The organism is Flavobacterium sp. KBS0721, from assembly GCF_002007065.3.
Lineage (GTDB): Bacteria > Bacteroidota > Bacteroidia > Flavobacteriales > Flavobacteriaceae > Flavobacterium > Flavobacterium piscis.
The window spans coordinates 4,882,731-4,903,488 of the sequence record NZ_CP042170.1 but is presented as its reverse complement, the minus strand read 5'-3'; the positions used below and the strand labels follow the sequence as shown (position 1 = coordinate 4,903,488).

Annotated in this window: 18 protein-coding genes; 14 read left to right on the top strand and 4 right to left on the bottom strand. The window is 34.6% G+C overall.

The window, feature by feature from the left end:
* From B0M43_RS20555 to B0M43_RS20545, 3 genes are all read right to left on the bottom strand, one after another.
* A complete protein-coding gene (locus B0M43_RS20555; RefSeq protein ID WP_065449107.1) occupies positions 1-762 on the bottom strand; it encodes a DUF4369 domain-containing protein in 762 nt (253 codons plus the stop codon).
* A gap of 259 nt (positions 763-1,021) precedes the next feature.
* On the bottom strand, positions 1,022-1,462 hold the full coding sequence (locus B0M43_RS20550) for a KTSC domain-containing protein (RefSeq protein WP_041515768.1): 441 nt from the start codon (positions 1,460-1,462) through the stop codon (positions 1,022-1,024).
* Positions 1,463-1,881: 419 nt separating this feature from the next.
* On the bottom strand, positions 1,882-2,133 hold the full coding sequence (locus tag B0M43_RS20545) for a hypothetical protein (protein ID WP_065449106.1): 252 nt from the start codon (positions 2,131-2,133) through the stop codon (positions 1,882-1,884).
* Between the two features lie 87 nt (positions 2,134-2,220).
* On the opposite strand from B0M43_RS20545, the gene B0M43_RS20540 reads away from it, so the two are divergent.
* The 10 genes from B0M43_RS20540 (at position 2,221) to B0M43_RS20500 (ending at position 11,898) form a co-directional block, all read left to right on the top strand.
* Entirely contained in the window at positions 2,221-2,763 is a 543-nt protein-coding gene (locus B0M43_RS20540) for a hypothetical protein (protein WP_078007997.1), read from the top strand.
* The gene (locus tag B0M43_RS24520) at positions 2,763-2,909 is read left to right on the top strand and encodes a hypothetical protein (protein WP_089477420.1); all 147 of its coding nucleotides are present in this window, start codon (positions 2,763-2,765) and stop codon (positions 2,907-2,909) included. Before B0M43_RS20540 ends, B0M43_RS24520 begins: the two co-directional genes overlap by 1 nt.
* Before the next feature lie 92 nt (positions 2,910-3,001).
* Complete coding sequence (locus tag B0M43_RS20535) at positions 3,002-3,229, top strand: hypothetical protein (protein WP_168199968.1); 228 nt, start codon at positions 3,002-3,004, stop codon at positions 3,227-3,229.
* Positions 3,219-3,596 carry a YchJ family protein gene (locus tag B0M43_RS20530; RefSeq protein WP_078007996.1) on the top strand — a complete coding sequence of 126 codons (378 nt, stop codon included), beginning with the start codon at positions 3,219-3,221 and terminating at the stop codon, positions 3,594-3,596. The genes B0M43_RS20535 and B0M43_RS20530 overlap by 11 nt, the downstream gene beginning before the upstream one ends.
* A gap of 106 nt (positions 3,597-3,702) precedes the next feature.
* Positions 3,703-4,821, top strand: a complete 1,119-nt coding sequence (locus B0M43_RS20525; protein WP_065449102.1) for a VWA domain-containing protein — start codon at positions 3,703-3,705, stop codon at positions 4,819-4,821.
* A gap of 163 nt (positions 4,822-4,984) precedes the next feature.
* Positions 4,985-6,448 (top strand): AAA family ATPase, encoded by a 1,464-nt coding sequence (locus tag B0M43_RS20520; protein WP_078007995.1) that lies wholly within the window; start codon positions 4,985-4,987, stop codon positions 6,446-6,448.
* A gap of 606 nt (positions 6,449-7,054) precedes the next feature.
* Positions 7,055-7,648 (top strand): 2OG-Fe(II) oxygenase family protein, encoded by a 594-nt coding sequence (locus B0M43_RS20515; protein WP_065449100.1) that lies wholly within the window; start codon positions 7,055-7,057, stop codon positions 7,646-7,648.
* Between the two features lie 65 nt (positions 7,649-7,713).
* On the top strand, positions 7,714-8,568 hold the full coding sequence (locus B0M43_RS20510; protein WP_078007994.1) for a DMT family transporter: 855 nt from the start codon (positions 7,714-7,716) through the stop codon (positions 8,566-8,568).
* A 467-nt stretch (positions 8,569-9,035) separates the two neighbouring features.
* Positions 9,036-10,322, top strand: coding sequence for a Glu/Leu/Phe/Val dehydrogenase (locus tag B0M43_RS20505; protein ID WP_246860156.1), 1,287 nt, complete (start codon positions 9,036-9,038; stop codon positions 10,320-10,322).
* 352 nt (positions 10,323-10,674) lie between these two features.
* Entirely contained in the window at positions 10,675-11,898 is a 1,224-nt protein-coding gene (locus B0M43_RS20500) for a sterol desaturase family protein (RefSeq protein WP_078007992.1), read from the top strand.
* A 240-nt stretch (positions 11,899-12,138) separates the two neighbouring features.
* Here the strand turns inward: B0M43_RS20500 and B0M43_RS20495 are convergent, their stop codons facing one another.
* The gene (locus tag B0M43_RS20495) at positions 12,139-13,737 is read right to left on the bottom strand and encodes a DUF6377 domain-containing protein (RefSeq protein WP_078007991.1); all 1,599 of its coding nucleotides are present in this window, start codon (positions 13,735-13,737) and stop codon (positions 12,139-12,141) included.
* A 484-nt stretch (positions 13,738-14,221) separates the two neighbouring features.
* Between B0M43_RS20495 and B0M43_RS20490 the strand changes: the two genes are divergently transcribed.
* From B0M43_RS20490 to B0M43_RS20475, 4 genes are all read left to right on the top strand, one after another.
* Positions 14,222-14,746 (top strand): DUF5004 domain-containing protein, encoded by a 525-nt coding sequence (locus tag B0M43_RS20490; RefSeq protein ID WP_065449095.1) that lies wholly within the window; start codon positions 14,222-14,224, stop codon positions 14,744-14,746.
* An 8-nt stretch (positions 14,747-14,754) separates the two neighbouring features.
* Positions 14,755-15,837, top strand: a complete 1,083-nt coding sequence (locus B0M43_RS20485; protein ID WP_078007990.1) for a hypothetical protein — start codon at positions 14,755-14,757, stop codon at positions 15,835-15,837.
* 119 nt (positions 15,838-15,956) lie between these two features.
* Positions 15,957-18,977 (top strand): TonB-dependent receptor, encoded by a 3,021-nt coding sequence (locus B0M43_RS20480; protein WP_078007989.1) that lies wholly within the window; start codon positions 15,957-15,959, stop codon positions 18,975-18,977.
* Between the two features lie 24 nt (positions 18,978-19,001).
* Positions 19,002-20,516 carry a RagB/SusD family nutrient uptake outer membrane protein gene (locus tag B0M43_RS20475; RefSeq protein ID WP_078007988.1) on the top strand — a complete coding sequence of 505 codons (1,515 nt, stop codon included), beginning with the start codon at positions 19,002-19,004 and terminating at the stop codon, positions 20,514-20,516.
* Positions 20,517-20,758 lie beyond the last annotated feature (242 nt).

Genomic DNA, 20,758 nt, shown 5'->3' with positions numbered 1-20,758 from the left:
TCAGTTAGGGCTGCCAACAGGAGCTGCTGATGCACCAACTGCAGGTAATTGTGCCTGACCTAATTTTGTTTTAATTTCTTTTCCGGTAGTACTATTTTTCAAAGACTCATCCAAAGCATTAAATAAGCTTTCTGTCTTTTTAATATCAGCACTTGGATCTGCAACCATACTTTGAATAATCAAAGCTGAGATGTAAGCTTTTGGGTGAGTTTCAGCGTAAGCTAAATATTTCTTTTTAGAATTAGCCTGAACTTCAGTTTGAAGAGTCATGTATTGTTTCATCAAACCATTGATAGTTGCTGTATCCTGAGCTTGTTGAGCTTGTTGCATTTTTTGAGTATTCTTTTTCTGAAAGTCAACTAAACTTTTTTGAGTTTTAGTTAAATCCTCATTGAATTTTACATACTCGTCATTGTTGTAAGTTCCAGAAATTTTAGATTTATGAATACTATCTTTATCAATTGCAATAGTAATTTCTCCTGTTTCTAATATAAAAGGAATTGGTCCGTTAGCACCTTGAAGAATTAAAGTATGAAAAGCTGGTTCAGTTACTTTTCCTTTTATTTCAAATTTTCCGTTTTCAACTTTTACTGTATCAAGAGCCACTGCCATTTTAGTAGTTGGGTCCTGACCTTGAAGAATGATTGTTTTTCCGTTTTCAATACCTGTTGCAGTTCCTGTAATTAGGTATTCTCCGTCTTTAACTTTACTGCATGAAATAATCGCTACAGAAGCGGTTAGTAAAAAAAGTATTTTTTTCATTATAAAAAATTAATTAGTTAATTGATTTGTGCAACAAAAGTATCTAAAAATATAAAACTTAAAGAATTTTGTAACCTAAAATTTTGTTATAGTTTTTTTTGGTGTAATTATCATATAATCAGTGTGTTTGGTGGGTTAGTTTGCTGCAAAACTCTTAATTATATTATTATTATGAATCTAAATAGATAATTTTTTAATTTTTAAGCATAAAAAAAGCACTCTTGTAAGGGAGTGCTTTTATACATATTTAAGTATAAATCTATTCTTGATTTGTTTTCTTTCTCCATGTAAAAGAGTTCAAAATGTGTCTTTTTGCGAATCTTCCAGGAGAATCAGCATTTACCATTTTTACGTAAGTTGCTTTAGGAACACTAATGTATTCATAAACACTTCCGTTAGAAAAATCGATGATCAAACGACCTTCAACAAATTTATAATCAGTAATTGATGAAGTTGCGATAGTCTCTGTGTATTCAGGTAAATTTGCTTTAATCGTCTCAGGATTAATACTTACCAAAAAGTGATAAGCCTCAATGATAGCCTTACTTTTTTCTTCTGCTTCTTTCAAACCTGCATCATCACCTTGAAATTTATCAGGATGAGATTCTTTCATCGCATTACGATAGATTGTTTTTAAATCTTTTAACTCTGCAGTTTTGTCTACGTTTAGTAACTTGCGGTATTCAACTATTTTTTTCATAAATAAGGTAACTACTTGTCTATTAGTTTGAAATTGAAATTAATTGTTCAAAAAGACAAATTTTTTGCAAAGGTACACTTTTTTTTAACTTTTTAGTTTTGAAGCAAAAAATATTCGAAAAATATATAAAATATTGATTCTGAATCTCCAGAAGAAGGATTTTTGTTTGTTTAAAAATAGTAAGGAGCCAGGCGCTAGTTCTAATAAGAAATTTAGTTTCAAAAAAAGGTTTTAACCACAAAGCGCGTAAAGGCTTTTAAATTAAGCAGTTTATAAAAAACGCAAAGTTCGCAAAGCTTTGTGGTAATAAGCTTTGCGAACTTTGCGAAAATTCTTAGCTCCCGATGGCTATCGGGATTGCGGTTAAACTCTCATTTCAAAACCTGAAACCTGAAACAAAGAAAACCTCAAACAATTTTTTATTTATCCTCAGGTTTCTGATTCGCTTTATGAAAGTTTTTTGATTTCTTAGGATATTTATCATAACTAATATCGCTAGGGTTTTCAATCACAGACTTTATAGTAATCAATTCTCCTAAAGTATGATTAGTATGAGCGATTTTATAATCTAAAAGATATTCACCACAAAAATAATTGTTGTTTTCATCTTTCTCCATGATGCCTGTATAAACCCCTTTTTGCAACATTTTTTCTTGTGAATCTTTAGACATGACTTGTTTATTTTAAAATTAAAGGTACAAAGTTAATCAATTTATGTTTGTTTTAGGGAGTTCTTTACAATCTCAGTATATTTGCACATGCAAAAAAACTTCAAGCCACATCCCAATTCGTTCAAAAATACATTTTGTGTTTTTCATGAGGTCCTTTCAAATGAAATTGAAGGATTAAAGAAACAGTTTGAAAGTAAAGCAGGAAGTACCTATTATTATACCGAAGCAGGAATGTATCGCGTTTCGAATCATTGGGGTAGACTTGCCAACAGTAAATGGCGTTTGGTGGCACGTGAACCGGAAACCGAATCGAAAACAAAAATAGGATTCGCTAACTGGAATGAGTTTTATCCTGATAATGCCGATGAGAAACTATATTATATAGAAGCTAATTTTGATAATAATACCGTAACCTATCAACACAAAAAGAATCCACAGTATGATGGAAAACCGATTTTAAGAACCAGTTTTGAAACTACAAAACGCATCAAACAAATCAGGAATTTGCAGCAACTAACATCATGGGCAAAACATTTTGATTATGATGATATAGATGATTTACGAAAGCAAATTATCACTGGACTGATTTACACCGAGAAAACTTTAGAAGAAATTAAAAGAGAAATATAATGGGACGCAACAACGAAAGGAATATCAAAAAGCACAACGACAAATTGCACAAAGCCCAAAACAAAGTAAAACAGGCTGAAATTGCGCGTAAAGAAAAACTAAAAGAAATTATCAAAAAGTTCAACGAAGACAACAAACAAAGCTAAAAAGTTTCAAGTTTTTTTAGTTTCAAGTTTCAAGTTGCGTCACGGAACCTGAAACCTGAAACTTGAAACAAAAAATAACAATACATATAAATATGAAATTCGAAGATTTAAAAGTAAGCGTACAGGAAATTATAGATTTAATTGCTGCAAAAAACAATAGAGAAGCCAATAACAAATTGCTTGAGGTAAACGAAACATTAGACGAAATGCTGGATCACGCAGAAGAAGACGAAGATTTGAGAGAAATCAGCAGATATCAGGTTTTACTGAATCAATTACACGTAAAAATTAACGGCGAAGAGCAGGTTGATGGAGAATAAGTGTTTTTGTGATACTGGTTTATTGTTTAAAGATTGCTGCGGATTGTATCTCGAAAATAATCAAAAAGCACCAACAGCTTTGGCTTTGATGCGTTCAAGATATTCGGCGTATGCCACTCATAATGCAGATTATCTTATGGAAACCACCTATGTTTCTGAACGAAAATATTATTCGAAAGCAGAAATCCTAAAATGGGCAACAAGCAATAAATGGCAAAAACTGGAGATTTTAAGTTCTACTGAAAACACAGTTGAATTCAAGGCCTATTTTCTCGATTCAAACCATCAGCCTCAGGTGCATTACGAATTTTCGACCTTCAGATTCGAAAATAATGCATGGTATTATGTTGATGGAAAGTTTGAATAATTAATATACTTCTTGCCAATTTTGGCTAATTTTATTCAAATACTTTAACTAAAAATTAATAAACGTTTCTTTTTTCGTAATTTTAAAATAGCGTAATTTTAGAATTATGAAAAACGAATTTAAAAAAGGTTTTTATTTTAAGTCGTACGAAGCCCCATTTCAGTCTCCGTTTGAAAAACTTTTTGGCATTTTCAAAGAGCTAATTACCCATACTTCGGGCGATTTTGATGAAGCTATAGACTGGCTTCGGGAGTTGGACAAAGAATATAAACTGACCGACGAGAACTACACAATCGATGATTTTATCGAAGATTTAAAAAAGAAAGGTTACATAAAAGACGAGGTCAAAGAAGACGGAACTGGCGGTTTTGGAATTACTGCAAAAACAGAACGCGCCATTCGTCAACAAGCCTTAGATCAAATTTTCGGAAATTTAAAACGTTCCGGAGCGGGAAATCACAAAACAAAACATGCCGGAAATGGCGATGAACATACCGGGGAATTCCGTGAATTTAATTTTGGAGATGGTTTAGAACGTATTTCGCTGACAGAAAGTCTTCGAAATGCCCAAATCAATAATGGTGTCGAAAGTTTCATGCTGACCGAAAATGATTTGGTGGTCGAAGAAACGCAATACAAAGCCCAAATGAGTACGGTTTTGATGATCGACATCAGCCACAGTATGATTTTATACGGCGAAGACCGAATCACGCCAGCCAAAAAAGTAGCCATGGCTTTGGCCGAATTAATTACGACACGTTATCCAAAAGATACGCTGGATATTTTGGTTTTTGGTAATGATGCATGGACAATCCCAATCAAGGATTTACCTTATTTGCAAGTCGGTCCATATCACACAAACACGGTTGCGGGACTTCAGTTGGCGATGGATATTTTGCGAAGAAAGCGAAATACCAACAAGCAAATTTTCATGATTACCGACGGAAAACCAAGTTGCGTGCGGGAGCGTGACGGTTCGTATTATATGAACAGCAACGGACTGGACGAATATATTGTAGATAAATGTTACACTCAGGCGCAACAAGCCAGAAAATTACACATTCCGATAACGACATTTATGATTGCAAACGATCCGTATTTACAGCGTTTTGTCAATCATTTTACCGAAGCTAATCAGGGAAAAGCGTTTTACACCGGACTCAAAGGTTTGGGAGAAATGATTTTTGAAGATTATGAGACGAATAGGAAGAAGAGAGTTAGGTAGTTTTCAGTCTCAGTCTCAGTTTACAGCTGTCACGCTGAGCGAAGTCGAAGCGCTTTTATACACAACGCATATCGTAGAGGCGCACTGCTGTGCGTCTCCCGCAAAGAAATGACAGAATCCATGTCATTTAAATAAAAAATAATAAAAACATATTTCAATAAAAATGGAAATAAATAATATAACAACATTAGGACAATTAAAAGCCTCAGGATATAAAAGTATAAGTATCAAAGACGAATTGCGAAATAATCTTCGTGAGAAAATCAAATCCGGAAAACCTGTTTTTGAAGGTGTTCATGGTTTCGAAAATACCGTAATTCCAGAACTGGAACGCGCTATTTTATCCCGTCATAACATCAATTTATTAGGACTTCGTGGTCAGGCAAAAACACGTTTGGCGCGCAAAATGGTCGAATTATTAGACGAATATATTCCGTTAGTAGCGGGATCTGAAATCAATGACGATCCGTTGAACCCAATTTCGCGTTTTGCAAAAGATTTAATTGATGAAAAAGGAGATGAAACACCAATTTCGTGGTTGCACAGAAACGAGCGTTTCTTCGAAAAATTAGCTACACCGGATGTAACCGTAGCCGACTTAATTGGAGATGTTGACCCGATAAAAGCAGCAAATTTAAAATTATCTTATGCTGATGATCGCGTAATTCACTTTGGAATGATCCCGCGAGCGAATCGTTGTATTTTCGTCATCAACGAATTACCCGATTTACAAGCCAGAATTCAGGTTGCATTGTTTAATATTTTGCAGGAAGGCGATATTCAGATTCGAGGATTTAAACTGAGAATGCCACTTGATATGCAATTTATATTTACAGCCAATCCGGAAGATTACACGAATCGTGGAAGTATTGTAACGCCATTAAAAGATAGAATTGGGTCTCAAATCCTGACACATTATCCGGAGAGTGTTGCCATTGCAAGAACCATTACAGAACAAGAAGCAAAGCTGGACGAAACACAACATAAATTGGTTTATGTGCCAAGTTTAGCCAAAGATATTTTAGAGCAAATAAGTTTTGAAGCTCGTGACAGCGAATACATCGACAATAAAAGCGGTGTAAGTGCGAGAATGAGTATTACTGCTTTCGAGAATTTAATGAGTACGGCAGAACGCCGCGCCTTAAAAGCCGGAGTAGATAAAACAACTTTACGTTTGTCAGATTTCATTGGGATTATTCCTGCGATTACAGGAAAAGTAGAGTTGGTTTATGAAGGAGAGCAGGAGGGAGCTGCCGCAGTGGCACAAAACTTAATTGGGTCTGCAATTCGAACTTTGTTTCCAACACTTTTGCCTAAGATAGAAAAACTTGAAAAGCCAGATGCAAAAACACCATATTCAGACTTAATCGAATGGTTTTTTGCAGAAAGTGGTTTCGAATTATTAGATGATGCTTCGGACAAGGAATATCACGCTATTTTGGATGAAGTAACGCCGTTAGATGTTTTATTGAAGAAATACCAGCCGCAATTGGATAAAAAAGACGAATATTTCTTTAAAGAATTTATTTTATGGGGATTGGTAGAATATAAAAAATTAAGCAAAGATCGCTTTGCACAAGGACACCAGTTTAAAGATATGTACGGAAGTTATATTAGTAAATTGTAAATTATTAATTATCAATTATAAATTATGAGTTATAAATTATTAATTTAAGATTGCGTATTACAAGTCAAACCCGACAGGTTTTTAAAACCTGTCGGGTTTTTTATTTTAGTTTTTTTGGCTAATTTTTAAGTTTGTCACCCTGAGCGGAGTCGAAGGGCGCTCCAATTGAAATGGGCTTCGACTTCGCTCAGCCTGACAAAACAATCCGTAAAAAAATTGCCATAGTTTTATCGAGAAGTTGACTCACGAACATAATTCTATAAAAAAAGATGATTTTTATTACAGAGTTTCTAGTATGATCCTTTCTTCGTCAGGATGACAAGACTGGCTAAAAACAAAGACAAAGACTGAAAACTGAAAACTGAGACTGGATACTACGCCCGTTCGCTCGCGAGAGGGATAGAAGCTAGCTACCTTGTAGCGCGGATTGCCCGACACCATCCCGATAAGAGGGCGAATACGCGCATAGTGATTTTGCCCTCTTATCGGGATGGTGGCTCGCCCAAAGTATTTCTCTTCTTTTATTTGTTGAAAATAAACCCGTTACCATTTTTAATTACTCTACCTTGCTCCGTTAGCTGTATTTGCAGTTTTCCCAAAAACAAAATGGAAAATGGTTTCGAAGATCTGATTGCGAGTTATATTGAAAACAAAGTGGGGATATCAGAACATTTTTTAAGTCCTGAACTGGCGAATCATTTAAAACAAAATTTACTCGACTTAAACGAGAAAAGTTTGTTGATGGCTGCCGGAATTGGTAATTCAGAGAAAGTGTCTTATGATGGAGCAATTAGAAGTGATTCGATTTATTGGCTGGATAAAAAGCATAATAATGTGTTTGAAAATGAGTTCTTTGCTCAAATTGACGCTTTTATTATTTATTTGAATGAAAGTTGTTATGCCGGAATTACCGGTTACGAATTTCATTATTCATTATACGAAACTGGAGATTTTTACCTGAAACATTTGGATCAGTTTAAAAACAATCCAAGCCGAAAGTATTCGATGATCAGTTACCTGAACAGCAATTGGCAGGAAAGCGATGGGGGAGAATTGATGATTCATCAGGAAAATAACAATCAAAAGATTTCGCCTACTCAGGGGAAAACGGTTTTCTTTAAAAGCAACGAACTCGTGCATGAAGTTTTGGTGACTCAAAATACAAGAATGAGTATTACAGGATGGTTGAAAAGTGATTAATTAATTGTCTTTTTTAAAAGTTGTAAAGTAGATAAACACTATTTTTGTGCCCAAAATGTAATCCTATGTTGTTTCTTGTTTTAAGTATTTTGTGTAGCGTAATTGTGGGTGTGATTTTTAAAATAACCCGAAAATACAAAGGCAATCCAACGCAAATTGTGACTTTCAATTATGCGATTGCTTTAGCGCTGTGTTACTTTACTTTTAGTCCAAATCTCGACGAAGTCGATGCAAGCGCACCCTGGAATATTTACATTGCGATTGGGATTTTATTGCCTTTTGTATTGCTTTCTCTGGTGGCTTCTATAAAATATATGGGGATCGTAAAAACTGATGCGGCGCAACGTTTATCTCTATTTATACCCATATTGGCAGCATGGCTTATTTTTAAGGAAGAATTTAACTCTTATAAAGTCATTGGGATCATTATAGGTTTTATGGCTCTTTTGTTTATTCTAAGAAAACAATCTTCAAACACAGAAAATAAATGGTTTTTCCCGGCTGCAGTTTTAGTGGGATTTGGAGTTATTGATATCCTTTTCAAACAAGTAGCACTTTATACGAGTTTGCCTTATCCAACCTCTTTATTTGTTGTTTTTTGTGTTGCTTTATCGGTAGCGATAGTAATTTCTATTTATGAAATAGGGATTAAAAAGGTGAAATTAGAACCTAAAAACATCCTTTTTGGGGCTTTGGTGGGAATCTTTAATTTCGGAAATATTCTATTTTATTTAAAAGCTCATAAGGCTTTCGCCGAAAATCCTTCGACAGTTTTTGCCGGAATGAATATGGGAGTTATTGTTTTAGGAAGTCTTGTTGGTTTGCTTTTTTTCAAGGAAAAATTATCTAAAATTAATTTTATAGGGATCTTTTTAGCCCTGATTTCGATTGTTTTTATCGTCATTTCTCAATTTAAATAATTTATTTTTCACTCTTAATTGGTTAGTTTACAGTTTGTTTTAGGCTGGATTTAATAATTATTGAAATAAACTCGACTAATTCTATAGAATTTATAAATATAATTTATAGATTTGCAATGACAATGAAAAACTTTAGTCTATATATCATCCCGTTTATGTGCAGCTTCACGATGTGTTGCATGTCAAACGATGCGATGAAATGGCGTTAATAGAGAAAAACTTGTTAGTTATTTTTTTTTTTAGCCTTTCATGCACCATGAAAGGCTTTTTTTTAGAACCATTAAAAAATGAATAAAATGAGATCAAATAGAAATACAAATAGTATGATGGAATGTTGTGTGATGAAAATTCCATGTTGCAGTTGTAGTAATTATTAAAATAATAAAAGCTCTTTGTAACTATCAAAAGGACTTTTTTAATGGATCAATTTCTAAACCCAATAAACCCAAATTAAAAAAATATATATCATGAGTACACAATTAATAAAACAGAATCCCTTTCAATCGATGATTGATCGCTTTAATATCGCCGCGGATATCTTAAATCTGGATGAATCTATCAGACAGAAACTGCAGCGACCGGAAAAACAAATTGTTGTTAATTTTTCTATCACATTAGATAACGGAAAAGAGCAAAATTTTGAAGGATATCGTGTTATTCACAATACGGCTTTAGGGCCATCAAAAGGAGGAATTCGCTACGATAATGCCGTAAATCTTGACGAAGTAAAAGCGCTTGCTGCCTGGATGACCTGGAAATCTGCTGTAACCGGAATTCCGTTTGGAGGAGCAAAAGGAGGAATTATTTGTGACCCAAGAACGCTTTCTAAAAGTGAATTAGAGAAAATTACCAGAGCTTATACGAAAGCTTTAGCGGATATTTTTGGTCCTGAAAAAGATGTTCCTGCACCGGACATGGGCACGGGTCCTGACGAAATGGGCTGGCTGATGGATGAATTTTCATTGGTTCACGGCAAAACAATTCATGCTGTTGTAACCGGAAAACATTTGCATTCAGGAGGATCTTTGGGCAGGGTAGAAGCTACTGGAAGAGGTGTGAGTATTATTACCTTATTGGCGCTTCAAAAACTAAAACTAAGACCTGCAAGATCTACTGTGGCGATTCAGGGATTTGGTAATGTAGGATTGCATTCGGCTTTGTTTTTGTTCGAAAAAGGACTAAAAGTAGTCGCCGTTAGTGATGTTTCTGAAGCTTTTTACAATCCTGAAGGGTTGAATATTCCGGAATTAATTTTGTATTATAATTTGAATAATAAAAGCATTAAAGGATATCCAAATTCAGTGGCCATCAAACATGAAGATTTATTACTGTTAGATGTAGATGTGTTGATTCCGGCTGCCAAAGAAGATGTAATCACACAAAAGAACGCCAATGCTATTCGCGCTAAAATTATTGTAGAAGGTGCAAACGGACCCGTTTCGTCTGATGCGGATCAGATATTGCATGAAAACAATGTATTGGTAGTTCCGGATATTTTAGCGAATGCCGGCGGAGTTACTGTTTCTTATTTCGAGTGGCTTCAGAATTCGCTTTTAGAATCCTGGAGAATCCACCAGATTAATACACGCTTAGAAGATATTTTAGAAAAAGGTTTTGAAACTGTTTTTAGAATCGCTGCCAAACACAATGTTACGCCACGTATTGCTGCCTACATTATTGCTTTGCAAAAAGTAGCTGATACGCAATCTGTAAAAGAAGTTGCTTTGGCTGAGCCAAAATTTAAGCAGAATTAAAAAGAAGGTTTTAGCATATAAAGACTGTTTTCATTGATTACTATTATTTTCAAAAGAGAAGGTATTAATCGATGAAAATATCTTTGTTTTAAGTTAATAGTAATGCACTGTATGACGTAAAAAATTATTAAACACATAGAAACATAGGATTTTATGTGAAATAAAGTATACAAAAAGAAATACATTTCTTTCGCATAGTCCCAATAGCTATCGGGATGTGAATTTAGATAAGTGAAACGTCCTTTTTTTTGAGTAAGCAAAAGCTATGTTTCTATGTGTTAAAAATAATTGTCCCAGTGTTTATAGTAAAATGTATTTGAGTTTTTTTTAAATCAAAAAAGGAATTTTTAAAATGAAACATATTAATTTTCTAGCTTTTGCAATGCCCGCTTTTTTTCTGTTCTTATTTTTAGAATATAAATTAGCGCGACGCAAAAAGAGACCGGAAATTTTTAACTACGAAAGTTCAGTGTCTAATATTAGTATTGGTATTGCAGAACGACTGATCAATTTATTTATAGCCGCAAGTTTTTATCAATTGTATTATTTGATATATGATAATTATAGAATTTTTGATATACCAAGCAATATTTTTGTCTGGTTTGCCTTGATTCTTGCTACTGATTTTGTTTGGTATTGGTACCATCGATTGGGTCATGAAGTCAACTTTTTCTGGGCAGCGCATATAGTGCATCACCACAGCGAAGAATTTAATTTTACCGCTGCGGCCAGAATTACTACTTTTCAGGCCGTTGTAAGAACCGGATTTTGGTGCGTACTTCCGTTGGTTGGTTTTCATCCGTCAATGGTCATTACTATGCTTATTGTTCACGGCGCTTATTCTTTCTTCACGCACACACAACTTATAGGCCGAATAAAATGGCTGGAATATGTTTTTGTAACACCATCGGTTCATGGCGTTCACCATGCTTCTGACGAGAAATATTTAGATAAAAATTATGGCGATATGTTTACCTTTTGGGACCGCCTTTTTGGAACTTTTCAGGAAGAAGAAGAAAAACCAAAATACGGTTTAACGCATCCGCTAAAAAGTTATAGTTTCCTTTGGCAGCATTTTCATTACTACTTTGAAATCTACGAATTGTGGAAACGTTCTGAAGGTTTTAAAGCCAAATGGAAAGCTGTTTTTGGTAGTCCGGCTCATATGGATCAGGATATTCGTCCTATATTAGAAAAGCGATTTCTGCAGGATAAAACCAATCCGCATCAAAGGCTTCGGTTTAAGAATTATCTATATATTCAGTTAGGGGTATGCACTTTGTTTCTAACGATTTTTACGTATTATTTCGAATATTTGAATGTCGTTGATAAGGTTTTTGTGCTTTCGATTATCCTTATCACTTTAGTCAATTGTGGTGCTTTATTAGAACAGCGAAAATGGATGTATTATCTTGAATATGCCCGTATTTTTATGATTACGACGTACTTTTTATATGTAGAAAATTTAATTTCATTTTTCTTTATTCCGCTAGCCATTATGATTTTTGCGGAGCAGTTGTTTTCGTTAAGTACACGATATCAAAATGTTGTTCTTCAATTAGAGGCTTCAGAATGAAAAAATTGGGCCACGGATTTTACGGGTTAAAACGGATTTTCACAGATTTTTTATTAGATGAATTTGTATGATTTGGGAACCGAATAAAGGATTAGAAAAACAGCCACGAATTCTCGAATTATTATGCACAGTCATTATGTGAATAATTCGTGAATTCGTGGCTATATTTTCTGAAAGGGTAAAAAAAAGAGAATCTGTGTCAATCCGTTTTAACCCGTAAAATCCGTGGGCAAAAAAAAATTAAATCGTTTTAATCGCCATAATCTTCTCTTCAAAAGTATCTTTAAAGTCTGATTTGCTTTTGATTCTGGTTTTGTAGGTATAAATGGTAGCTACAGAAAGTTCCAGGAATTCCGCCATTTGGTTACTGTCCTGAATTCCTAAGCGATACAATGCGAAAATTCGCAATTCTGTGTTTAAGAGTTCTCCTTTTTTTACCACACATTTATGATCGTTGGGAAATAAATGATTAAAATCTGTCACAAACGTGGGAAATAACTTCAGGAAGATTTCGTCAAATTGATGAAAAAGATTCTCGCGTTCTTCCTTTACATTATAGCATTTTAAACTTGCAATAACTTCGTCTGTTTTTTTTGTAATGATTTTGTGAAGTGTACTTTTCTGAATGTGATCTATTTTATTAATGAAAGCTGAAGTTGCCTTTATAAAATAAGTAATATATTCTTCTTTAATAGCATTAGCTTCACTGAGGCTAATATTCATTTCCTGAAGCTGCGCGTATGACGAAGCCATTATTTTTCTGGCTTTATTTCTTTCTTTCAATTGTTTAAAAATGATAATCGAAAACAAAATAATAATTACCGTAAGAATCGTTAGCAGAATAATAATCCTTTCGAGTTTATCGTTTTTTTCTTTTACATTGTTTAATTGCGCTTTTTCGATAATAGGCAATATCGACGAAATTTCAATTTTACGATGTCTGGCATTATAAAAAGTCGCATCATCCATGGCAATGTTAATGTACTCATTGGCTTTGTCCAGATAACCCATTTTAAAGAGTTCGTTGGCCAAATTTCTTAACGCCACAGTTTCTTTCGTGGCATTTTTTACATCCGCAATAGCGGCAAGAGCAAGATATTGAATTGCCTTTTTTGTATAGCCTCTTTCAGAATAAATATAACCGAGACTTGAAGTTGCAATTCCATAATAATCAGATGGTAATTTGTAATTGTTGATCCAGTAGCTAAACGCAAATTCGGCACCACGCCAGTCTTGCTGTTTTAGGCGTTTTAAGCTCTCTGCGGCCCAATATTCGTTTGTATTGGTTCCTATTAATTCTAACGCCTTTTTGAGGAAATGATTTCCTTGCTGTATGTAATGGATATTGAAACGCTGATCTTTATTATAATCTGCCAGATCATAATAAGCGCGGGCTTTGATCGAATAAAATTCGAACTTATTTCTTTGATCGAGTTTTTTATCGTCGATAACATTCAGGGTATCAATAGCTTCTTTAAAGAGACCAGAGGAAAGCAATACAAAGCCTTCTTTTATTCGGCTTTTGGCCAAATAAATAGGTTCTTTAAGTACAATAGCTTTGATCTTGGCTTGCTCTAAATAGTAATAAGCCGAGTCGTATTTGAAAGATTTATATTCTTCAAACAATAGCATATAATTATTATAAAGCTGCTCGTTGTTCTGGCTCAGAGTAAACTTAGAGACGTTTTTCTTTAGCGTTTCTATTTTACGATACTTCTGTTTTAAGTAGATTTCCTTTTTAAGGAGTACTTTATCTAATTCTTCCAGAACAGGATTTGTCTCTTTCGCAGAGAGAGAAAAACCTGCAAGTAAAAAATACAGAATTACTATTCTTCGCATGTTTTTGGTTTGGTTTAGGAGGTAAGAAAAAATTTAGTTCGGCTTGAGTTAATTCGTTTTTAATTCAAAAATAGTTTAAGAGCTGATGATTAGCAACTTTAAAATAGGGTAGCTTCTTTTGTAATATATATAAGAAAAGTGAAGTAATTATCGTGTGAAACCGGGTTTAGAATGTTAAAAGTACTCTAATAACTTGCAATTATACAATAAAAAGGAATTAAATATATGTATAGTGAAAAAAAAATCTGTTTTAATTTAGTTATTGTCATTTTTACCATAGTTTATTTGCGTTTTTCATCTCAACAAAACCTTGATTTTTTAATTTACGAAAACGTTATAGTTTGTTGGTTTTCAATTATTTAGAGTTTGAAATTACTGAATTATATCTTGATTTTTCACAGATGTTTTTTTTTAGATTTATTTAACCTCTAGTTTCGTACTGTCCTTTTTAAGGGATAAAAAAAACTAACAAAAACCAAAATTTATGAGATGTAAAAGTATTTACTGGTTAGCTGTTTTTATGTGTTTATTTGCCATTGGCTGTGATAACACAGAAGACGGAAGCTACGTTGATCCGATTACCATTTATGAGAAAGTAAATGGAAACTGGGGATTGACAAATTTGAAAATGGTCGATGAATTTGCAAAGGCAAATAAGATCGAGCCAAGCGAAGAAAACTTGAGTACCTATTTCAACTACGAAGATTTTAAAATCAAGTTTAATGTAGATGAAAAGAACAATCCAACAAGTTACGAAGTTACAGGAGATGTTCCTCCTTTATTTGCTCCAAAAGGATACTGGCAGTTAAGTTCAGATTTTCAGCCAACAAATCCGGGTAACCCTGTCAAAATTTATTTGTACAGTGATGCTCAAAAAACTCAAAAAACAGATGAACTTCGATTATCATCGGTTCCGGGAAAAAACGGAGAGATGGAAATTCAGTTAGCACGTGTTTCCGGCGGAAGTGTGTTTATTTCCTATGTGTTTAAATTAACTGCTATTAATTAAAAAGTAATATGAAAAAATTTATATATACAATTTTACTTGCCTTATTAATCGCTCCTAATTTTGTGCAGGCACAAGAAACAACCGGAGCTGTAGGCAGTATGACATCATTTCCTGTAGTATACAAATATGATGAAAAAGTGACATGGTTTTTTGATCTTTCAGCAACAACATTTGCTGAAAATGAAGTTTTATATTTATGGATTTGGTCGCCATCAGAACCGGATGCAGGAAATTGGGAAAACTCATCAGACTTTGCGAAACTTACTCATGTAAAAGACAAAATCTGGAGTATTACTTTGACTCCAACGGAATATTTTTCTAAAACTCCAACCGATATCGCTGCAAGTGCAGGATTTTGGCTTCGTATAAAAAACAAAAACGGATCGAAACAAAGTGAAGTGGCCAATATGCCATACACGGATTTCTCTTCATTTTATACGGCGAATGAGCTGATCAGAGCTTACCCAACAAAACCAACAATTGATAAAGGAGTTAGTATTTTGTTTAATGCCAATCTGGCTCCGGGATTTGCAGGTGCAACAAGCGTACACATGCATAGCGGACTTAACGACTGGACTATTCAGCAAATGTACGAGGCATCGAAACCGGAAATTGCCGAAAAAACAAAATTGAAAGACTTAGGAAACGGTTTTTATAAAATGGATTTAGTTCCAAAAGATTATTACAATGCTCCGGACGATTTCGTGATGGAAAACATGGTTTTCCTGATGGTAAAAGACAATTGGGCAGGAACAACTCCGGATCAGGTTTTATACGCTGGAGCGTTTGTACCACCACCAGCACCGGTTTTTGGATTTTTCCCTTTACAAATTAGTCAGAAAGATTTTCTTGGAATGTCAAGAAAAAATAACGAATCGGGCGTAAACAAATTAATCTACACCATTACAGCCGGAAGCAAAGTTATTTCGGGTGAGTTTACCGGAGGAACTGCTGAGATAAAAGGATTTGTCAATTTAGTTTCAGAACTTAAGGATGTTCCCAATCTAAGTGAAATTCATGTTGTGGTAAAAGACAATAAAGACAAAACAATTTCGGATACAACGATTCCACTTAAAACTTTAGACAAGTAATTCTCTATCAAATTAAAACATCAATTCTAATGAAATGAGCATAGCCACAAATTGGTTGTCATGCCAAAAATTGATATGCAAATTACATATGACCGATATAAAAAAATAAATAACTAGATATGAATAGTAAAAATAAAAAAATAGTCCTGCATCAAATGTGGACTACTAAAAATGCAGTATTCATGATTTTCATGCTTTTTCTTTCCGCAGGAATGTTTGCGCAGGAAAAAAAGCAGGTATCAGGTACTGTTTATGATAATACAGGAAGTGTATTGCCGGGAGCAACGGTAATTGAGGTTGGAACCAGAAATGCAACCACTACAGATTTTGACGGAAAATTTGTCTTGAATGTAGCCGTAGGAGGTGCTATCGAAGTTTCGTTTATTGGATCTACCAATCAAAAGGTTCAGATTACAGCAGCAACAAAACCAAACATCGACGTTCGTTTGCAAAATGATGGTTATCAGCTTGCCGAAGTTCAGGTAGTTTCTGTTGGGTACGGAACGCAAAAGAAATCAGATTTAACAGGCGCAATTTCAAGTGTAAAAGCCGATGATCTGGTAAAAGGAACAATTTCTTCTACAGAACAGGTTTTGCAAGGAAAAGTAGCGGGATTAAATATCATTCGTCCTTCTGGAGATCCTGCTGCAGGTTCTACCATACGTTTACGTGGAGGAACTTCACTTACAGCAAGCAACAGTCCGCTTATTGTAGTTGATGGTATTGCCGGGGTTGATATCAATATCGTTCAGCCATCAGATATTAAATCGGTAGACGTTCTTAAAGATGCTTCGGCGACAGCCATTTACGGATCAAGAGGAGCAAACGGTGTCATCATCATTACTACAAAATCAGGTACAAAAGGAGTTTCTGTAACCTACAGCGGATTATCAAGTGTGGGTTATGTAACAGATAATTTAGATCTTTTATCAGCCAATCAATGGAGAGGTTATGTCCGTAATACAGGAAACAATGATGCTGTTGATTATGGCGGAAATACAAACTGGCAAAAAGCAATCCAGCAAACGGCTATTTCGCAATCGCATACTTTGAGCATCAATTCGGGTAAAGCTGATAGCGGTTTTAGAACTTCACTTTCGTACTTAAACAACGAAGGAGTGATCAAAAAAACGGGTCTTGAAAGATTAAGCGGAAATATTAACGCTTACCAATATCTTGGAGACAATAAAGATGTAAAATTTGATATGGGTTTATTTGCCAATGTTGATAAATGGCACCCAATGGATTACAGAATTTTTGAGCGTGCTTACAATTTAAATCCAACCATTCCGGTTTATGATGCTAACGGAGAGTTCTCTGCTGTTAGTGGAAATATTTACCAAAATCCGGTTGAAATTTTAACCAACAGAACAGTAGATAACGAAAGACACAGATTATTAGGTTATTTTAAAACCGAAGTGAAATTTTTAAAAGATTTTCTTGCTGTAGCCAATATTTCATACGAACATAATGCATTAAAAGGTAGCACATACAAGCCATCTTACGCCATTATGGAGGGAATAGATGAAAAAGGATATGCTCAAAAAACATATGCTGAATATGCCAATGCGCAAGGAGAACTTTATGTAAATTATAATAAAGTTATTGATAAACACACTATTGGAGCTCTTGCCGGATATTCTTACTTAGAGAATATTTACGAAGGTTTTGGCGCACAGCGTAGTGGTTTTGTTACCGATGCTTTTAGTTATAACAATCTTGGTGCAGGTTACAATTATCGTTTGGGCGATGTGTATTCTTATAAAGGAAAATCAAATCTGGTTTCGTTTTATGCCCGCGCCAACTATTCTTATGACGGAAAATATCTATTAACCGGTACGGTAAGAAGAGATGGTTCAAGCCGTTTTGGAGAAAACAATAAATGGGGAACTTTTCCATCTGCATCTGTAGCCTGGAAAGTGTCGAGCGAGGAGTTTATGAGTTCAACAAAAGGTTGGTTAGACACTCTTAAATTTAGAGTAGGTTATGGAGTTACCGGTAATCAGGACGGAATTGGAGAGTACAAATCGCTTTCGATTTTAGGAGTGGGTAATGACAGTTATTACGATCCCACTACAGGAAGATGGAGTTTGGCTTATTCGCCAAAACAAAATCCAAATCCTGATTTAAAATGGGAATCAACAAAACAATTAAACATTGGTGTCGATTTTAGTTTATTCAACAGAATTACAGGTTCATTCGAATATTATTCAAAAAACACAGACGATTTGCTTTATACTTACGAAGTGCCTCAGCCTCCTTATTTAGTAGGAACTATGTTGGCTAACGTTGGTGAAATGTCTAATAAAGGAGTGGAGCTTACATTGAATGCTGATATTATAAAGGGAGATAAATTTTCATGGAATGCTAATTTAACTTTAGGACATAACGTTCAAAAAATCGAAAAGTTATCGAATCCTACTTATAAAACAGATGTTATTTACAGCGGATCTTTACACGGATTAGCGGGTATGTCAGGACAATATTCTCAAATTATTGCCGAGGGTTATCCCGTTGGAACTTTCTGGGGATTCAAAAATGCCGGTCTTGATGCAGATGGTAAAATTCAATACTATAATGCAGCGGGAAGTGTAGTGGCAGAAAGTGCTCTGGTAGATGCTGATAAAAGAGATTTAGGAAATATTCAGCCTGATTTGACAATGGGTATCGGAATGAATTTTACTTACGGAAATTTTGATTTAGGGGTTACAGGATACGGAATGTTTGGTCAAAAAGCATTAAATGCAACCAACATGATGCTGAACGATCCTAACAGATTACCCACTTTTAATGTTCCGGATGATTTCCTGAATAGCGGCATAACATCAGCTCCAAAATATTCAGATTACTGGATCGAAGACGCTTCTTTCTTCAGACTTCAAACAGTTTCAGTAGGATATACTTTGCCATTAAAATACAAAAGTTCAAAACTTAGAATTTATCTTATGGGAGAAAACCTTGCCGTATTTACAAAATACAAAGGTGTAGATCCTGAAATTGGTTTAAATGCGCAAGACGGTATCAATCAAACCGGAGTAATGGATTTAACTGGATTAGCGGCTCCCGGAATTGACAGATACAATAATTATCCCCGACCAACTACAATTTCTGTTGGATTAAATTTTACGCTGAATAATTAAGCGAATAACTCAAAAATATAAAAAATGAAAGTCAAAATAACAGCATTATTATTAGTAAGTATGCTTTTTACGATATCATGTACAGATTTAAATGAAGATTTATATGATAGAGTAGAAGACGGGAATTTTGGACAAACTCCAAAAGAAGTTGATGCATTAGTAGGAGGAGCCTATTCTTCTTTACGAGGATTTTCCGATGGTATCTCTACCAATTATCCAACGAGTGAGTACGTATTCTTTTTGAATGAGACCGTTTCAGATGAAGCTACCATTCCTACCAGAGGAACAAACTGGTACGATGGCGGGCAATATCAGGATGCACAAAGACATACCTGGAAAACAGATAACCGTTTGATTTTATCGGCATGGCGTTACAACTACACCGGAATCGCAAAAATCAATTCGATTATTTATCAGGTTGATAAATCAAGTTTGACAACTGCGGCTAAAGCGCCAATTTATGCCGAATTAAAATCCTTAAGAGCTTACTATTACTATAATCTTTTAGATTTGTTTGGGAATGTGCCAATTGTAGTAAATTTTGAGGATACCTCTTTGCCATCAAATTCTACCAGAAAACAAGTATATGATTTCGTAGAAAAAGAATTGCTGGACGCTATTCCGCATTTAACTTCAAATGTGGTATATTCTAAACTAACAAAAAATGTAGCGTATTCACTATTAGCAAGATTGTACCTAAATTCAGAAGCTTTTATTGGTACACCGCGTTGGCAGGATTGTATTGATATGTGCCAAAAAGTAACAGGATATACTTTAGCGCCTGATTTCTTTGCCAATTTTGCTACAGAAAATGAAAAATCACCAGAGATTATTTTCGCTATTCCTTACGATCAAAAAGCAGGAACAGTAGGGAATTATATGAACTCCATGTCGCTTCACTATTTACATAAACTAACCATTTCTGCCTCAGGAAATGATTATCCGTGGAGTGCCAACGGAATGTGTGCACAACCGGGCGTTTATTCTGCTTTTGCTGCTACAGACAAAAGAAGAAAATGTATGGTGGCAGGAGATCAGATTAGTGTAGCTACAGGTTCTATAATTACTATGGATAACGGAGAACCTTTAACTTATACAGAAGAAATTACAAGTGTGGCTGATGCCAAAGAAAACCAGGGCGTTCGTTTAGGAAAATACGAAATGAAAGCCGGCGAACAATGGGAACGTGATCATGATTTAGTTTTAATTCGTTATGCCGAAATTTTAATGATGCAAGCAGAATGTTATGTACGTTTAGGAGCTGCAGATTTGGCAAAACCTTTTGTACAGCAAATTACAGCACGTGCCGGAGAAGAAATGCCTACCGTAATAGATCTTGCTTTTATAGACAAAGAATTACTTAAGGAATTTACTTTTGAAGGAAGAAGAAGAACAGACAATATCCGTTTTGGAACATTCTTCGACTCATGGTGGGAAAAAGGACCAACGGAGAAATACAGAGCGATTTTCCCAATTCCAAGTACAGTGCTGACAACAAATAAAAATTTGGTACAAAATCCTGGGTATCCTGTAAACTAGGTTATTGAATGTCAGTCTTCCATGTTGGTTAGTCGTGGAAGGCTGACATATTTTAAAAATAATTTTTGCCACAGATTACAAGATTAAAATGATTTTTGTTTCACGCAGATTCTTCAGATTAAAGCGGATTTAATTTTGATTAAAAAAATAAAGTCATCTGCAAAATCTGCTTCAATCAATTTAAATCTGCGTGAAATAATTTTAGCCAAAGTTTTTCAAAATTAAAATGATTAAAAAATCTG

Excerpts from the sequence above, each read along its gene's own strand:
- B0M43_RS20555 (WP_065449107.1), bottom strand. The coding sequence starts at position 762 with ATGAAAAAAATACTTTTTTTACTAACCGCTTCTGTAGCGATTATTTCA.
- B0M43_RS20550 (WP_041515768.1), bottom strand. The coding sequence starts at position 1,462 with ATGAAAAAAATAGTTGAATACCGCAAGTTACTAAACGTAGACAAAACT.
- B0M43_RS20545 (WP_065449106.1), bottom strand. The coding sequence starts at position 2,133 with ATGTCTAAAGATTCACAAGAAAAAATGTTGCAAAAAGGGGTTTATACA.
- B0M43_RS20540 (WP_078007997.1), top strand. The coding sequence starts at position 2,221 with ATGCAAAAAAACTTCAAGCCACATCCCAATTCGTTCAAAAATACATTT.
- B0M43_RS24520 (WP_089477420.1), top strand. The coding sequence starts at position 2,763 with ATGGGACGCAACAACGAAAGGAATATCAAAAAGCACAACGACAAATTG.
- B0M43_RS20535 (WP_168199968.1), top strand. The coding sequence starts at position 3,002 with ATGAAATTCGAAGATTTAAAAGTAAGCGTACAGGAAATTATAGATTTA.
- B0M43_RS20530 (WP_078007996.1), top strand. The coding sequence starts at position 3,219 with ATGGAGAATAAGTGTTTTTGTGATACTGGTTTATTGTTTAAAGATTGC.
- B0M43_RS20525 (WP_065449102.1), top strand. The coding sequence starts at position 3,703 with ATGAAAAACGAATTTAAAAAAGGTTTTTATTTTAAGTCGTACGAAGCC.
- B0M43_RS20520 (WP_078007995.1), top strand. The coding sequence starts at position 4,985 with ATGGAAATAAATAATATAACAACATTAGGACAATTAAAAGCCTCAGGA.
- B0M43_RS20515 (WP_065449100.1), top strand. The coding sequence starts at position 7,055 with ATGGAAAATGGTTTCGAAGATCTGATTGCGAGTTATATTGAAAACAAA.
- B0M43_RS20510 (WP_078007994.1), top strand. The coding sequence starts at position 7,714 with ATGTTGTTTCTTGTTTTAAGTATTTTGTGTAGCGTAATTGTGGGTGTG.
- B0M43_RS20505 (WP_246860156.1), top strand. The coding sequence starts at position 9,036 with ATGAGTACACAATTAATAAAACAGAATCCCTTTCAATCGATGATTGAT.
- B0M43_RS20500 (WP_078007992.1), top strand. The coding sequence starts at position 10,675 with ATGAAACATATTAATTTTCTAGCTTTTGCAATGCCCGCTTTTTTTCTG.
- B0M43_RS20495 (WP_078007991.1), bottom strand. The coding sequence starts at position 13,737 with ATGCGAAGAATAGTAATTCTGTATTTTTTACTTGCAGGTTTTTCTCTC.
- B0M43_RS20490 (WP_065449095.1), top strand. The coding sequence starts at position 14,222 with ATGAGATGTAAAAGTATTTACTGGTTAGCTGTTTTTATGTGTTTATTT.
- B0M43_RS20485 (WP_078007990.1), top strand. The coding sequence starts at position 14,755 with ATGAAAAAATTTATATATACAATTTTACTTGCCTTATTAATCGCTCCT.
- B0M43_RS20480 (WP_078007989.1), top strand. The coding sequence starts at position 15,957 with ATGAATAGTAAAAATAAAAAAATAGTCCTGCATCAAATGTGGACTACT.
- B0M43_RS20475 (WP_078007988.1), top strand. The coding sequence starts at position 19,002 with ATGAAAGTCAAAATAACAGCATTATTATTAGTAAGTATGCTTTTTACG.